This window comes from Ensifer sp. SSB1 (genome assembly GCF_016652895.1).
Classification (GTDB): domain Bacteria; phylum Pseudomonadota; class Alphaproteobacteria; order Rhizobiales; family Rhizobiaceae; genus Ensifer.
Genome location: NZ_JAEPRP010000010.1, coordinates 15,158 through 27,857 on the forward strand (window position 1 = coordinate 15,158; position 12,700 = coordinate 27,857).

Annotated in this window: 15 protein-coding genes; 11 read left to right on the forward strand and 4 right to left on the reverse strand. The window is 60.4% G+C overall.

All coding sequences use genetic code 11. The features are described from left to right. From I8N66_RS04180 to I8N66_RS04190, 3 genes are all read right to left on the reverse strand, one after another. On the reverse strand, window positions 1–458 hold a 458-nt coding region (locus I8N66_RS04180), incomplete at its 3' end, for a TadE/TadG family type IV pilus assembly protein (protein ID WP_291150047.1). Window positions 459–481: 23 nt separating this feature from the next. Continuing rightward, a complete protein-coding gene (locus I8N66_RS04185) occupies window positions 482–1,105 on the reverse strand; it encodes a TadE/TadG family type IV pilus assembly protein (protein WP_113539888.1) in 624 nt (207 codons plus the stop codon). Window positions 1,106–1,220: 115 nt separating this feature from the next. After that, the gene (locus I8N66_RS04190) at window positions 1,221–1,634 is read right to left on the reverse strand and encodes a pilus assembly protein N-terminal domain-containing protein (protein WP_113539889.1); all 414 of its coding nucleotides are present in this window, start codon (window positions 1,632–1,634) and stop codon (window positions 1,221–1,223) included. 258 nt (window positions 1,635–1,892) lie between these two features. Here I8N66_RS04190 and I8N66_RS04195 point away from each other — a divergent pair, with 258 nt between their 5' ends. The 11 genes from I8N66_RS04195 (at window position 1,893) to I8N66_RS04245 (ending at window position 12,116) form a co-directional block, all read left to right on the forward strand. After that, window positions 1,893–2,075, forward strand: coding sequence for a Flp family type IVb pilin (locus I8N66_RS04195; protein WP_113539890.1), 183 nt, complete (start codon window positions 1,893–1,895; stop codon window positions 2,073–2,075). 34 nt (window positions 2,076–2,109) lie between these two features. Next, window positions 2,110–2,289: a Flp family type IVb pilin gene (locus I8N66_RS04200; protein WP_113539891.1), complete on the forward strand. Its 180-nt coding sequence runs from the start codon at window positions 2,110–2,112 to the stop codon at window positions 2,287–2,289. 113 nt (window positions 2,290–2,402) lie between these two features. Further along, window positions 2,403–2,915 (forward strand): prepilin peptidase, encoded by a 513-nt coding sequence (locus tag I8N66_RS04205; RefSeq protein WP_291150051.1) that lies wholly within the window; start codon window positions 2,403–2,405, stop codon window positions 2,913–2,915. Window positions 2,916–3,032: 117 nt separating this feature from the next. Next, on the forward strand, window positions 3,033–3,842 hold the full coding sequence (gene cpaB / locus I8N66_RS04210; protein ID WP_291150053.1) for a Flp pilus assembly protein CpaB: 810 nt from the start codon (window positions 3,033–3,035) through the stop codon (window positions 3,840–3,842). Between the two features lie 22 nt (window positions 3,843–3,864). Next, window positions 3,865–5,400, forward strand: a complete 1,536-nt coding sequence (locus I8N66_RS04215) for a type II and III secretion system protein family protein (RefSeq protein WP_291150056.1) — start codon at window positions 3,865–3,867, stop codon at window positions 5,398–5,400. 101 nt (window positions 5,401–5,501) lie between these two features. Then, on the forward strand, window positions 5,502–6,152 hold the full coding sequence (locus I8N66_RS04220; RefSeq protein WP_291150158.1) for a CpaD family pilus assembly protein: 651 nt from the start codon (window positions 5,502–5,504) through the stop codon (window positions 6,150–6,152). 18 nt (window positions 6,153–6,170) lie between these two features. Then, window positions 6,171–7,460 carry a CpaE family protein gene (locus tag I8N66_RS04225; RefSeq protein WP_113539896.1) on the forward strand — a complete coding sequence of 430 codons (1,290 nt, stop codon included), beginning with the start codon at window positions 6,171–6,173 and terminating at the stop codon, window positions 7,458–7,460. A gap of 21 nt (window positions 7,461–7,481) precedes the next feature. Next, window positions 7,482–8,951, forward strand: coding sequence for a CpaF family protein (locus I8N66_RS04230; protein WP_291150060.1), 1,470 nt, complete (start codon window positions 7,482–7,484; stop codon window positions 8,949–8,951). Between the two features lie 8 nt (window positions 8,952–8,959). Further along, on the forward strand, window positions 8,960–9,970 hold the full coding sequence (locus tag I8N66_RS04235; RefSeq protein ID WP_113539898.1) for a type II secretion system F family protein: 1,011 nt from the start codon (window positions 8,960–8,962) through the stop codon (window positions 9,968–9,970). 9 nt (window positions 9,971–9,979) lie between these two features. Further along, window positions 9,980–10,963, forward strand: coding sequence for a type II secretion system F family protein (locus tag I8N66_RS04240; RefSeq protein WP_113539899.1), 984 nt, complete (start codon window positions 9,980–9,982; stop codon window positions 10,961–10,963). Between the two features lie 220 nt (window positions 10,964–11,183). Next, window positions 11,184–12,116 (forward strand): ribose-phosphate pyrophosphokinase, encoded by a 933-nt coding sequence (locus tag I8N66_RS04245; RefSeq protein ID WP_291150064.1) that lies wholly within the window; start codon window positions 11,184–11,186, stop codon window positions 12,114–12,116. A gap of 26 nt (window positions 12,117–12,142) precedes the next feature. Here I8N66_RS04245 and I8N66_RS04250 read toward each other — a convergent pair. Further along, window positions 12,143–12,700, reverse strand: a 558-nt coding sequence (locus I8N66_RS04250; RefSeq protein WP_291150067.1) for a tetratricopeptide repeat protein, incomplete at its 5' end; no start/stop codon positions are given.

The following is a 12,700-nucleotide window of genomic DNA, read 5'->3' on the forward strand; positions in this document are numbered from 1 at the left end:
TCATGCGGCACTGTCAACTCCGTCCGAATGACGAAGGATTTGTTGGCCGTGAATTGACCGGGCAGGGCGACCTTCGAATTGACGGTGTAGGGAACCGCGCCGGCTTGATCGCGCGACCAAATGACGGTGCCTTCGTTGGTGCCCGAGACTTCGATACCGGTGATCTTCAGCGTGTAGTTCGCGTTCCCATAGGGCTGCAGAATGCTCTTGGCGATGTTCGGCACGTTGGCGAGGAAGGCTTTGTTGACTTCCGATTGCTGCGCGATGATGTCAGCGACCGCACTTGCAGCGCGCGCGGTCTTGCCCGCGACCGTAAAGCCGACAGATAGCTCGAAGGCGCCGAGATAGGTCATGATCAGCAAGGGTGCGACAATCGCGAATTCGACGGCTCCGACGCCGCGCCTGTCGCGTCGCAGCGCACGAAACTTACCGGAAATAGCTTTGAGGTTCTTTTGCATCGCAATCTGCTTCACGGCGAACCTCACTCGTTCTCGTTTCGGAAGGTGGCGGTCGCCACCATGAGATAATCCTTCGGCATGCTGGCGCCGGCGGGTCGCAGATTGGTGACGAACGGTCGGACGAGGTCGGTGATCACGCTCCAGCGATAGTAGGCACGCACCACATTGAAGCTGCCCGGACCGCCGGGGGCAAACTTGAAGCCGGTCGTATCAATATCTGTCGAACCTGCCTTGCGCGGGATGTTCACTGGAAATTTGCTGAGGTCCGTGACCGCGCGAACGTCGAGATAGAACTGCGAAGGCTGGACGGCTTCGGTGGCGGAACATTTCATCAGGATCGAGATTTCGTTACAGAAGGCCTGGCGAAACTGCGCCTGAGTCATATCCGTGGCCTTGCCCCGCTGGAAGGTAATCTGGCCGGTGCGAACCTTGCGCGCCATTGTCTCCGTCGCGTTCGCCAGGAGCTGGTCGCCATAGAAGGCGGCAAAGGTTTCGAGCGAGGCGAAAATCACGAGGAAGAAGGGCAGGGCGAGGATTGCGAACTCGATGCTCGTCGTGCCTTTGCGGTTGCGGATGAAGCGGCGCAGAAGGCCTTTTCGCCTGATATCAGGCTCGCTCGCACGTTCGATTGCCTGCTCGATGCTCATTGTGCCGTCCCATCATGTTACGCCAGACGGGCGGCAGATTATGGAGCAAGCGTTGATATTTCGTTCCTGCCGATCAGGTGCATTTTAACGAATCGCGGGTCAAAACCCATAAAATTCAGTTGGTGCTACCTGTGGTTTTGCGTTCCGCATGCCGTTCACAATTTGGCGTACAGGAAAGCACGGTGCGGGACGTCTGCTTGTAGACGCGCACGGTGTTGCCTTCATCTATCGAGACCAGAATCCGCTCATCGACGATGGCGTTTCCGTCCTGGTCGAGGATGACCAGATTGGTCGTGCCGAAATTGCGGCCGGTGATGACGATGGTTCGGGCGTCGGCAACCGTGGCGTCTGCCACTTCGGCATTGCCGATGATGACCTTGCTGACCGGGCGGTCGAGTTTGAGCACACGCGCGTGATCCATGTAGACGCGCATCATGTCGTTCTCCGCACCAGCGGCGACCACCGGGGTGAGCGATGCGATCACGAAAGCAAACAGGGCGGCTCGGCCGGTCGCGGATGGCATGGTCATGGCGGGTCCTTGAGGTGATGCTCACGCCATACTCACTCGTCTTGGTGAATGAACCGTTAAACCGCTCATTTCGAGACCGGATGGTCGCTGTGCCGTTTTCTGTTCGTTTACCCAAAAATCAGGGACGCATCGTTAACCTGTCGGTAACCGCCTTCTTTAAGTCGATGGAAATGCGCCAAGACTAATTTGAGGTCATCCGATCAACGGCAAACAGTTGGCGGAAGTGCTGAACAACAACTGTGAAGTAGGAGAATCATCATGAAGAAGATTTTTGCCCGTCTGATGAAGGACGAGTCCGGCGCGACCGCTATCGAGTACGGCCTGATCGCCGCCCTCATCTCGGTTGCCCTCATTGCTGGCGCAAGCACACTTGGCAACGCGCTCAACACCACGTTCGACGGCCTGGGCACCAAGCTTACGGAAAGCACGGGCAGCCTCTAATCGGACTGGCCGGTTCAAGCGGGGAGACGTTCGCATGGCGAAGATTTTCCGCTGCTTGCGGCGGGATGACAGCGGCGCAACTGCCATCGAGTATGGTCTGATCGCGGCGCTCGTTTCCGCAGCCTTGATCGCTGGTGCAACCACGCTTGGCAATACCCTCGATTCCGCGCTCAACAAGATCGGATCGAATATTGCGACAAGCGGCAAGATCTAACGAACCGGTCCCGCAATAGACTGAAATGGAGCCGCTGCAAAAGCGGCTCCATTGTTATCTGGAACCCCATGGGGAACCAGAGATTACGTGCGCTCTTCTTGGAGGCAGGAACCATGACTGAGGCTGCCATTTTCGTGGTTTTTCCCTTTTGTCTGGGATTTGCAGCGTTTTCGGACCTGCTGACCATGACGATTCCCAATCGTGTTTCGGTGATCCTTCTGGCCAGCTTTTTCGTTGTGGCGCTGTTGGCGGGGCTCGATTTCATCGAGATCGGTCAGCATCTGGCCGCGGCTCTGGCTGTCTTTGTCGTATGCTTCGGCCTGTTTGCCGCAAACGTGATGGGCGGCGGCGACGCCAAACTTTTGACGGCCAGCGCCATCTGGTTTGGCTTCACCCCTTCGTTGACTGCTTTTCTCCTGTACGTTTCCGTGTTCGGAGGCATGCTGACGCTTGCCATCCTGATGCTGCGTCGCCAGGAGGATACGATACTTGCGAGTGGGATCCCCGTTCCTCAACTCTTGCTGACAGCCAAGAAGATTCCGTACGGAATTGCGATCGCGCTCGGTGGCTTTGCCGCCTATCCGTCTTCCCCGCTTATGGAAGCGGCCTTTGCACGCCTTTCCTAGTATGAGGCGCGAGGCGTCATCTTTCGTTAACTGTCCTCATAAGTAATCCGTTAACTATAATTACACCAATTCCTGATCAATCTGATCCTGGCATTTTTTCGGGGCTCGGAAACGATCATGAAACCGGTTCGCATCATCATACTGGCGGTGGCCGTCCTATCGGCCGCGATGGCTGGTCTATTGGCGATGAAGCTGACGCGCGCTCCGGCGCAGCTGACCGCAGAGCCCGTTGTCGAGCGGGCGCCGACCGTCAACGTCCTGGTTGCCAGCAAGAGCCTTCCTGTCGGATCGCGCCTTGGCGGCGATTCCATCCACTGGATGGCCTGGCCGAAGGACGGTGTGGTTGACGGCCTGATTACCGACGAAAGTCAGCCGTCGGCTATCGACGATCTGAGCGGAGCCGTCGTTCGCCTGCCGATCTTCAACGGCGAGCCGGTGCGTCATGAAAAAGTTGCCGACTCGTCAAATCGAATCATGTCGTCGCTGTTGCCGGCGGGCAAACGCGCTGTCGCGACCGAGATCACGGTCGCGACAGGTGCCGGCGGCTTCATCCTGCCGAACGATCGTGTCGACGTCATCATGGTCCGCAAGGGCGATGGCGAACACTACCTGACCGAAACAGTGCTCAGCAATGTACGCGTCCTGGCAATCGACCAGCAGGTCGAGGAGAAGGAAGATGGCACGAAATCCGTCGTCGGCACCACCGCCACACTGGAGCTGACGCCCGACCAGTCGAAGGTGATGACGGTCGCGCAGCAGATGGCCGAGCGCATTTCATTGGCGCTTAGAAGCGTCGCCGACGCACAGGAATCCGATACCGACGCCGCAGACTACCTGTTGAGCGGTGACGGTCAGCCGAGCATCCAGGTCATCAAATCCGGGTCCATCGTCAAGAGCGATGGCGCCGTCGGCCAATCACAGCAGTAACCAGGTTAGAACGGGGCTTAAGGTGAAGCGGAGCGGAAACAAATTTCGGGCGTCTGTCGCAGCCGGTTTATCCTTCTGCCTGGCGTTTTCTGGCACGTATTTGCCGACGCCGCCAGCGGCATTGGCAGCTGCTTCGTCGGTCGTACGGATCGTCGAAAGCGGCCCTGGCGTAAAGAAGAAGGTCAGTCTTGGCTTGAACAAGGCCGTGGTCGTCGACCTGCCCGCGGACGCGCACGATATTCTCGTCGCAGACCCGTCGCTGGCCGACGCTGTGACCCGCACGTCGCGACGTATCTACCTTTTCGGGAAGTCCGTCGGCCAGACCAACATTTTTGTCTTCGGCCCCAACGGCGAGGAGATCGTCAGCCTCGACATCGAGGTTGAACGCGATATTGCCAACCTTCAGTCGAATTTGCGCCGCTTCATTCCGGACGCCGACATCAACGTCGAGATTATCTCGGACAACATCGTGCTGACCGGAACGGTGCGAACGCCGCTCGATTCTACCCGTGCCGTCGATCTCGCCAAGGCCTTCCTCCAGGGCGGTGAGGCGACCACGCGCAACATTACCGCCCAGGGCAACAACGGCGATGCGGACATTTTTGCTGAAGACCGGCAGGTTTCGCAGATCGTCAACCTGCTGACGATCGACGGCGATGACCAGGTCAACCTCAAGGTCACGGTTGCCGAAGTCAGCCGCCAGGTGCTGAAGCAGCTCGGTTTCAACGGCCGCGTCAGCGACGGCGAAAGCGGCATCGGTTTCCGTAACCCGGCCAACCTGGGCGACGCGATTGGCGTCGGTGCCAACGCGGTGATCAACGGGACCATCGGTGGCACGACAATTTCCAGCTACATCAACGCGATGGAGCAGGCGGGTGTGATGCGAACGCTTGCCGAGCCGAGCCTGACGGCGATCTCCGGTCAAGAGGCAAAGTTCTATGTCGGCGGTGAGTTTCGCCTGGCGGGGGTCCAGGAAGTCACGACCGACAAGGATACCGGTGATGCCAAGGTCACGCGCGAAGTCAACGATGTCGAATATGGCATCCGTTTGAACTTCAAACCCGTCGTTCTTGGGCCTGGACGCATTAGCCTGCAGATCGAGACGAATGTCTCGGAACCCACCTATGAGGGGTCGGTCGTGACCGGCAACGGCAAAGCCTCCGTTCCTGGCAATACCTTCCTCGGAGTCCGCAGGCGCGAGGCTTCGACCAGCGTCGAACTGCCGTCCGGCGGTTCGATCGTCATTGCCGGCCTGGTCCAGGATAATATTCGCCAGGCGATGTCGGGCATTCCGGGGGCAGCGAAAATCCCGGTCCTTGGCACGCTGTTCCGCAGCAAGGATTTCGTGCGCAACGAGACCGAGCTTGTCATCATCGCGACGCCCTATCTGGTCCGTCCCGTTGCCAGAAGCGCGATTTCCCGGCCTGACGACAACTTCAATCCGGCCAATGATCTCGACAGCTACTTCCTTGGCCGGGTGAACCGCATCTACGGGCGGCCGGAGGCGGCCGCTCCAGCGGGTCGCTACCACGGCAATGTCGGCTTCATTTACAAATAGGTCGGGTCATGACGCTTCGAACCGGTACCCAAGAGACACCTGAAAGGCCGAATGCCATGTCCATGAGCACATCCAGCGCCTTCATGCGATGCACGAGCCGTATGGCCATGCTGGCCATTGCTGGTATTTTCCTAGCGAGCTGCGGTACGCGGGACAATCTCGCCACTGGCTCTATCCCGGACGACTATCGCACCAGGCATCCAATCGTGCTTGCTGAAGGCGAACGTGCAATCGACATTCCGATCGCTTCGGGCGATCACCGCCTGACCCAGGGCACGCGTGACGTCATCGCCGGGTTCGCCTCTGACTATCGCAATTCGGCAAGCGGCGTCGTGCAAATCATGATGCCGCGCGGCGCGGCCAACAGCAGTGCGGCCCAAGCAATGCGTAGAGAGATTCGCGGCGTCCTGGTTGCCACTGGCGTCCCGGCCAAGCGCCTGCTCGAGACCAGCTACGACGCCGGACCCTATGGAGACGCGGCACCGATCCGCTTGAGCTACGTTGCGATCACCGCCCAGACGGCGCCCTGCGGCACCTGGCCGGAAGATCTGAACCTCAACACCATGGAAAACAAGAACTACTACAATTTCGGCTGCGCCTCGCAATCGAACCTTGCAGCCCAGCTCGCCAACCCGACCGATCTCCTCGGTCCGCGCCAGACGTCGCCGATCGACGCGGTACAGCGCGGTCAGGTGATCACGGACTGGCGCGGAACCGAGAAGAGCGACGGCCCGGTCGTCATCTTCAACTGACAACGGCGGGATGGAGATATGAGCACGATCGATTACAGGATCGAGACCGGTGTCGAGGGGGACGATCCCTCCTTCGACCAGGTGCGTACGGGCGACCTGGAGCAGGTGCGCCCACTGCCGCGGATATCGATCCACGCCTTTTGCGAAACCAATGCGATGCAGCGGCTGATGGAGCGTTGCGGGCAGGACCGGCGCATGGCCAAGGTCAGCCTGCGGATCAACAGCGGCAGCATCGACGCGGCTGCAAACATGTTCGCGACCGTATCCACCCCCAATCTCATAATCCTTGAGACATCGACCGAACCGCGATCGCTTCTGAGCGAGCTGGCGCCGCTTGCAGCGGTCTGCGACCCGAGCACCAAGGTGATCCTCGTCGGTAAATACAACGACATCGGGCTCTATCGCGAACTCATCCGCAACGGCATTTCCGAATACATGGTCGCGCCAGTGGCCATGCCGGACATCCTGACCGCCGTTTCGGCGATCTTCGTCGATCCGGACGCCGAACCCCTTGGCCGAAGCATCGCCTTCATCGGTGCCAAGGGCGGCTGCGGTTCATCCGTGATCGCGCACAACTGCGCCTGGGGCATTTCCAGCCTCTTCTCGACCGAGACCATTCTCGCCGATCTCGATCTGCCCTACGGCACGGCCAATATCGATTTCGACCAGGATCCGCCGCAGGGCATTGCCGAAGCTGTATTCGCGCCGGAACGCCTGGACGAAGTGTTCCTCGACCGGTTGCTAACCAAATGCTCCGATCACCTGTCGCTTCTGGCCGCCCCTTCCATGCTGGACCGGGCCTATGATTTCGAGACCGGCGCGTTCCACCCGATCCTGGAAATACTGCAGCGCAGTGCGCCCGTTTCCGTCCTTGACGTCCCGCATGTGTGGACGGACTGGACCCGCGCCGTGCTCGGCGAAGCCGACGAACTGGTGATCACGGCAACCCCTGATCTCGCCAGCCTGCGCAATACCAAGAACCTGCTCGACGCAATGAAGAAACTGCGTCCAAACGACAAACCGCCCCATCTGGTGCTGAACCAGGTCGGGATGCCGAAGCGGCCGGAGATTACGGCGAGCGAGTTCTGCGAATCGCTGGAAACCGAAGCGGTCGCGATTATTCCCTTTGACGCGGCCCTGTTCGGCAATGCGTCGAACAGCGGGCGGATGATCGCGGAGATCGACAAGAAGGCGCCGGCGGCCGAAACGTTTTCGCAGCTCGCACATCTTCTGACCGGTCGGGTGACGATGAAAAAGGCCCGGCGCGGCGGACTTGGCAAGGTGCTCGCCGCACTCGGCAGGAAGTAAACAGGACGTAGGATCACGCAGATGTTTGGCAAACGCGGAAACGAAGGATTCGGCAAGAGCGGCACCCCGGGTTCTGCCGTTCCTCCGCCCGTTGTGGCTGCGCAACGGGTGGCGATCGAACGGCCCGCCGTGCCTGTTCTGGGCGAGCCGACATCCGCGATCCCCAAGGTTCAGCCCGCCGTCGCTCCGCCGACCCGGCGCCGCACGGCGCGAACGGAAGACTACTACGATACGAAAACGCAGGTATTCTCCGCGCTGATCGACACGATCGACCTGTCGCAGCTGGCCAAGCTCGATACCGAGAGCGCGCGCGAAGAAATCCGCGACATCGTCAACGACATCATCACGATCAAGAACTTCGCGATGTCGATCTCCGAGCAGGAGGAACTGCTCGACGATATCTGCAACGACGTGCTGGGTTACGGCCCGCTCGAGCCGCTGCTTGCGCGCGACGACATCGCCGACATCATGGTCAATGGCGCCGGTCAGACCTTCATCGAAGTCGGCGGCAAGGTCCAGGAATCCGAGATCCGGTTCCGCGATAACGCCCAGCTCCTGTCGATCTGCCAGCGCATCGTCGGCCAGGTCGGCCGCCGCGTCGACGAATCGAGCCCGATCTGCGACGCCCGCCTGCCGGACGGATCACGCGTCAACGTCATCGCCCCGCCGCTTGCCATCGACGGAACGGCACTGACCATCCGCAAATTCAAGAAGGACAAGCTCACGCTGGAGCAGCTCGTCCGCTTCGGCTCGGTAACGCCGGAAGGCGCCGTCCTCTTGCAGATTATCGGTCGCGTTCGCTGCAACATCGTCATTTCGGGCGGCACCGGCTCGGGCAAGACGACATTGCTCAATTGCCTGACGCGCTACATCGACACCGACGAGCGGGTCATCACCTGTGAGGATACGGCGGAATTGCAATTGCAACAGCCGCATGTCGTGCGTCTGGAAACGCGCCCACCGAACATCGAAGGCGAGGGTGAGATCACGATGCGCGATCTCATCAAGAACTGCCTGCGTATGCGGCCGGAACGCATCATCGTCGGCGAAGTGCGTGGCCCCGAGGTCTTCGATCTGCTTCAGGCGATGAACACCGGTCATGACGGCTCGATGGGAACGATCCACGCCAACACGCCGCGCGAATGCCTGAGCCGCATGGAATCGATGATCGCGCTGGGCGGTTATAGTCTGCCGGCCAAGACCGTGCGCGAGATCATTGCCGGATCGGTCGACGTGATCATCCAGGCGTCGCGCCTGCGCGACGGCTCCCGCCGCATCACCCACATTACCGAGGTGGTGGGTATGGAAGGCGACGTGATCATCACGCAGGACCTGATGCGCTACGAGATTGATGGCGAGGACGCCAACGGCCGCATCATTGGCCGCCACACCTCGACCGGCATCGGTCGCCCGCATTTCTGGGATCGCGCCCGTTATTTCAACGAGGATAAACGCCTGGCCTCCACCCTTGACGCCATGGACAAGAACTAGGAGCTGCGATGTTCGGCATAGACATCACCGTTCTGGCGTTGGCCGCTCTTGTCGCCATATCGGCGGCGGCGCTGGCCTACGTCCTATTGTTCTCGCGTATCGAAAGCGAAAAGAAAGCGGAAGGCCGCGTGCGCAAGGTCAGTGCGGCTGAAACGGACCGCGCCAAGGTGAAGGCAGCGCGTGACCGTGTCAGCGAACTGTCGAAGCGGCGCAAATCCGTCCAGGATTCGTTGAAGGAACTCGAGAAGAAGCAGCAGGAGCGCTCGGCCAAGTCTTCCCCTTCGATGAAGGTGCGGCTGACCCAGGCGGATCTTTCGATGTCCGTCGGACGCTTCTATCTGTATAGCGCGCTTTTCGGCGTCTTCGCCTTTCTCGTCGCGCTGATCATGGGAGCTGGGCCCGCCATCGGTGTCGGTATCGCCGTGATCGCTGGCCTTGGCCTGCCTCGCTGGTCTGTGGGCTTCCTGGTCAAACGACGCTGCAAGAAGTTTCTCGAGGAATTCCCGAACGCTCTCGAGATCATGGTCCGCTCGATCAAATCGGGCCTGCCGCTCAATGATGCGCTCCGCCTCATTGCCGCTGACGGCCAGGAGCCGGTCAGGACCGAGTTCCGCCGTGTGGTGGAATCCCAGCAGGTCGGCTTGAGCGTCACCGAGGCCTGCGCCCGCATGATCAACAGCATTCCTTTGCCCGAGGTGAACTTCTTCGCGATCGTGATCGCCATTCAGGCACAGGCGGGCGGCAACCTCTCGGAAGCCCTCAGCAACCTGTCGAAGGTACTGCGCGAACGCAAGAAGATGAGGGCAAAGGTTGGTGCGATGTCCATGGAGGCCAAGGCATCCGCTTGCATTATCGGCGCGCTGCCGTTCATCGTTGCCTTGTTGGTCTACCTGACGTCACCCGCCTACATGACGGTCCTGTTCACCGATCCGCGCGGTCACCTGATTATCGGTCTCGGCCTCTTCTGGATGAGCGTCGGCATCATGGTGATGCGCAACATGATCAACTTCGATATCTGAGGGGCATCGATGAATACGGGCCTGATCAAGACACTGACCGATCCGAACGTCCTCCTTGCGGTTCTGGTCTCACTCGCCGTGCTTGCGACCTTCTATTCTCTCATCGTGCCGTTCTTCGAACGGGGGGATCTTGGAAAGCGGATGAAGTCGGTCGCCAGCGAGCGGGAGCAGATCCGGGCCCGCGAACGCGCGCGGCTTGCCGACGTACAGAGCGGCAGAGCAAGCCTGCGTGGCCAGAACAACGCCTCCATCCGCCAGATCGTCGAACGGCTCAACCTGCGCACTGCACTCATGGATGAGAACACCGTCAACCGTTTGAAAATGGCCGGCTTCCGCTCGCAGAACGCCCTCAATACCTTCCTGTTTGCGCGCTTCTGCCTGCCTTTTCTGTTTCTGCTCGTCGCGCTCGTCTACATCTTCGTGCTCGGCAACTTTGCAGAGAAGCCGTTGATGGTGCGTCTCTTTTTCGCGATCGGTTTCGCCTATCTCGGCTTCTATGCGCCCAACATCATCGTCGCCAACGCAGTCTCCAAGCGTCAACACTCGATCCGGCGCGCCTGGCCGGATGCTCTGGACCTGCTGCTGATCTGCGTTGAATCCGGCGTATCGATGGAGCTGGCCATGCGGCGTGTCGCCGACGAAATCGCGGCCCAGTCACAGCCTCTCGCGGAAGAACTGGTACTCACGACGGCAGAACTTTCCTTCCTGCCCGAGCGTCGTGCAGCGCTTGAAAACCTCGGCGTCCGCACCGGCCTGGACGAGGTCAGGTCGGTCGTCCAGGCCCTTATCCAGGCGGATCGCTACGGCACGCCGATCGCCCAGGCCTTGCGCGTTCTTGCGCAGGAAAGCCGCGATCAGCGCATGACAGCGGCCGAGAAGAAGGCCGCGGCATTGCCACCGAAACTGACGGTGCCGATGATCCTCTTCTTCCTGCCCGTTCTGGTCGCCGTTATTCTCGGGCCTGCTGGCATCCAGGTTGCCGACAAGTTCTAAGGCGCCCCGCTTGAAGGTTGGTCGCGGGCGTGGAAAGCTCTGGAGCAAGGGCGCCGGCACTCTTCGGGGCCTTCCAAGGTCCAGGCCCAAGGGCGGACAACCAAAGCGATCGTTTCGCAAGAGCGGGACGCGATTGGTTGTGATTGAGCGCGCAAACGACTAAAGGTGTGGCAAGCTCAAACCTTGCTCCCGAAGGTTCCTTGAAAACAGGATCGCGCTCATGAAGCTGGTGACCGGCAACTCCAACCGCGCCCTTGCCGAAGCCATTGCCAATTACCTGGATCTCCCCCTGGCCGATTGCACGGTCAAGCGCTTCGCCGACCAGGAAATCCACGTTCAACTTCATGAGAACGTCCGCGGCGAGGACGTGTATATCCTCCAGTCAACAAGCACGCCTGCTGACGGCAATCTCATGGAGCTGTTGATTCTGACGGATACGCTGCGCCGCTCATCAGCTCGCCGTATTACCGCCGTCATCCCATATTTCGGCTATGCCCGTCAGGACCGCCGGGCCACTGGCCGCACACCGATCTCTGCGAAGCTGGTCGCCAACATGATCGCCGGTGCGGGTGTCAATCGGGTCATGACGCTCGATCTGCATACGGATCAGATTCAGGGCTTTTTCGATATTCCGACCGATAATCTTTATGCGGCGCCGGTGATGACCCGCGACATTGAAGGGCGCCACGACGTCCGCAACTTCATGGTCGTTTCGCCTGATGTGGGCGGCGTGGCGAGAGCCCGCGGCATCGCCAAGCGCATTGGGACCGATCTTGCGATCGTCGACAAACGGCGACCCCGCGCCGGCGTGTCGGAAGTGATGAACATTATTGGCGAAGTGTCCGGCAAAAGCTGTCTGCTGATCGACGACATCGTCGATAGCGGCGGGACGCTGATCAACGCGGCTGAGGCGTTGTTGGAGGCGGGCGCCACGGATGTTTCAGCCTATATCACCCACGGCGTTCTTTCCGAAGGTGCCTGCGAACGCATTGGTGCCAGCAGCCTCAAGGAATTGGTCGTGACCGACTCCATTCGCGAAACCGAAGCTCAGCGTCAAACCTCCAACATCAGACGCCTCGCCATCGCGCCATTGATAGGCGAAGCCTTGGTCCGCACGGCTAGAGACCAAAGCGTTTCAAGCCTTTTCAACTGATTGTTCGATGCAGCGCGGCGGCGCGGCTAGTTCGCGGCCTTGGCATTGTCAGGCTTGGCCAGCTGCTTCCAGGCACCCTGCTGAGAAAGCATCGAGCGCAGGTAGGCGACGTTCGCTTCCGCTTGTTCGCTGGAGAGCTCCTGTCGGGCGATCGTCTCGGCCTCCTGGAAACGTCCCTGAAGCCCGACGGCAAGTGCGAGATTCTGGCGCACGCTGCTGTCAGCGCCGGGCTGGCCGGTTGCCGACTTGAGATAGGTTTCCGCTGTGCGAAGGTCCTTGGTCAGAAGGTAGGACATGCCGAGGTTGGAAAGCACGGACGGTTCGTTCGGCTTGAGTTCGAGCGCTTCGCGGTAGCGCGTGCGCGCCTCCTGCGGACGTCCGAGCTGGTCGAGGATCGCTCCCTCGGCCGATTTCAGCTTCCAGTCCGGACGGTCCGGGGTCTGGGCACGGCTGATCGTCGACAGCGCCTGATCGAGCTGGCCGGCCGCGGCCTGCGCCTTGCCATAGGCGCCGAGCACCTCCCGGTCCGACGGATTGTTGATCGCGACCTGCTGCATGACGGCGAGGGCCTGCTCGTTGCGCCC